The organism is Muricoccus roseus (assembly GCF_900141905.1).
Classification (GTDB): Bacteria; Pseudomonadota; Alphaproteobacteria; order Acetobacterales; family Acetobacteraceae; genus Roseomonas; species Roseomonas rosea.
In genome coordinates, this window is the sequence record NZ_FQZF01000075.1 from 1 (window position 1) to 2,128 (window position 2,128).

The 2,128-nt window shown below is 69.1% G+C and carries 2 protein-coding genes; both read left to right on the top strand.

The features are described from left to right. Window positions 1-1,252, top strand: a 1,252-nt coding sequence (gene istA / locus BUB97_RS25345; RefSeq protein ID WP_073140725.1) for an IS21 family transposase, incomplete at its 5' end; no start/stop codon positions are given. A gap of 17 nt (window positions 1,253-1,269) precedes the next feature. Beyond that, window positions 1,270-2,043 carry an IS21-like element helper ATPase IstB gene (istB, locus tag BUB97_RS25350; RefSeq protein ID WP_073140728.1) on the top strand — a complete coding sequence of 258 codons (774 nt, stop codon included), beginning with the start codon at window positions 1,270-1,272 and terminating at the stop codon, window positions 2,041-2,043. Window positions 2,044-2,128 lie beyond the last annotated feature (85 nt).

Here is a 2,128-nt window from a genome sequence, read left to right on the forward strand (position 1 = left end):
GACGCGGGCGCTGCTGTGGCAGGAGTACCGGGCCCAACATCCCGACGGCTTCGGCTATTCCTGGTTCTGCGAGGCCTATGACGCCTGGAAAGGTCAGGTCTCGCCGACCATGCGGCAGAGCCATGTTGGCGGCGAGAAGGTCTTCGTCGACTTCGCCGGCGATACCATGGGCGTGGTCGACCCGGGTAGCGGCGAGGTCTGGCAGGCCAAGCTGTTCGTCGCCTGCATGGGCGCATCCAACCTGGTCTATGCCGAGGCCCGGGCCAGCGAGACCCTGGCGGACTGGCTGGGGGCGCATGGGAACCTGTTCGCCGCCCTGGGCGGCGTGCCGAAGTTCGTCGTCTGCGACAATCTCAAGGCCGCCGTCACCAATCCCGACCGGTATGAGCCGGGACTGAACCGCTCCTACCTGGAGATGGCGGAGTACTACGGCACCACCATCCTGCCGGCCCGTCCGGGCAAGCCGCGCGACAAAGCCAAGGTCGAGCAGTCGGTGCTGCTGGCGGAACGCTGGATCATGGCGCGGCTGCGCCATGCGCGGTTCCTCTCACTGGTGGAGCTCAATGCCGCCATCACCATCCTGACCGCGGAGCTGAATGCCCGGATCATGCGGGGCTTTGGCGCCAGCCGGGCAGAGCTTTTCGCCAGCCTGGATGCGCCGGCACTCCGCGGCCTGCGGACCCCGCCCTATGCCTTTGCTCGTTGGAAACGCTGTCGGGTCGGGCTGGACTATCATGTCGAGGCCGACGGCCATTGGTACTCGGTGCCGTTCCGCCTGATCCGCCAGCTGGTCGACCTCCGCATCGGTGAGGCGACCCTTGAGGTGTTCCACAAGGGCGAGCGCGTGGCCAGCCATGTCCGGGTGCCGCACCGGCGCGGCCACACCACCATCCCCGAGCACATGCCGAACGCGCATCGTCGCCACGCCCAGTGGACGCCGGCGCGGCTGCTGGAGGAGGCCGGCAAGGTCGGGCCTTCGACCACGGCGCTGTGCGAGGCGGTGATGGCGGCGCGGCCACACCCCGAGCAGGGTTTCCGCACCTGCCTCGGCATCCTCGGCCTGGCCCGGATCTATGGCGCCGTGCGGCTCGAGGCGGCCTGTGGCCGCGGCGTCGGCATCCGCGCCCGCACCGTCACCTCCATCCGCTCCATCCTCCAGACCGGCCTCGACCGGGCCTGCCTGGGAGAGGAGCCGGACCGCCTGCCGCCCCCGTTGCACGGCAACATCCGTGGCGGCGGCTACTTCCACTGACCCCCAGAGGAGAGCCCATGCTCGTCCATCCCACCCATGAGCGGCTGATCACGCTCGGCCTGGCCGGCATGGCCAGGGGCTTTGAGGACCAGCGACGATCCCCCGACATCGCCGCCCTGACCTTCGAGGAGCGCCTTGGCCTGCTGGTCGACCGCGAGGCGGCCGAGCGGGAAACCCGGCGCCTGACAACCCGCCTGAAACACGCGGCACTCCGCCACAATGCCAGCATCGAGGACGTCGACCTGCGCACCCCGCGCGGCCTCGACCGGGCGCTGTTCCAGAAGCTGGTCGCCGGCGACTGGATCGACCGCCATGAGGGGCTGCTGGTCACCGGCCCGACCGGCGTCGGCAAATCCTGGCTGGCCTGCGCCCTCGCCCACAAGGCCTGCCGCGACGGCCGCCGCGTGCTCTACCAGCGCGTGCCCAGGCTGTTCGAGGCGCTGGCCATCGCCCGTGGCGATGGCCGCCACAGCCGGGCCCTCAAGGCTCTGGCCCGGGTCGAACTGCTGGTGCTCGACGATTGGGGCCTGTCCGTTCTGACCCAACCCGAACGCGAAACCCTGCTGGAGATCCTGGAAGACCGCCACGGGCGCAGCTCCACCATCGTCACCAGTCAGGTGCCGGTCGAGGAGTGGCACGCAGTGATCGGCAGCCCAACCCTGGCCGACGCCATCCTGGACCGCCTCGTCCACAACGCCCACCGCATCGAACTCAGCGGCGAAAGCATGCGACGCATCACCGCCAGACGCGCCACGACCACCGAAACGCTTGACGCCAGAGAGCCTTCCTGAACGATTAGCCAATCGGCATGAAGCCTGCCCACGATGCCGTGGAATTCGTGCCCACGATCGCCTGGAACTGCTGCCCACGATCACT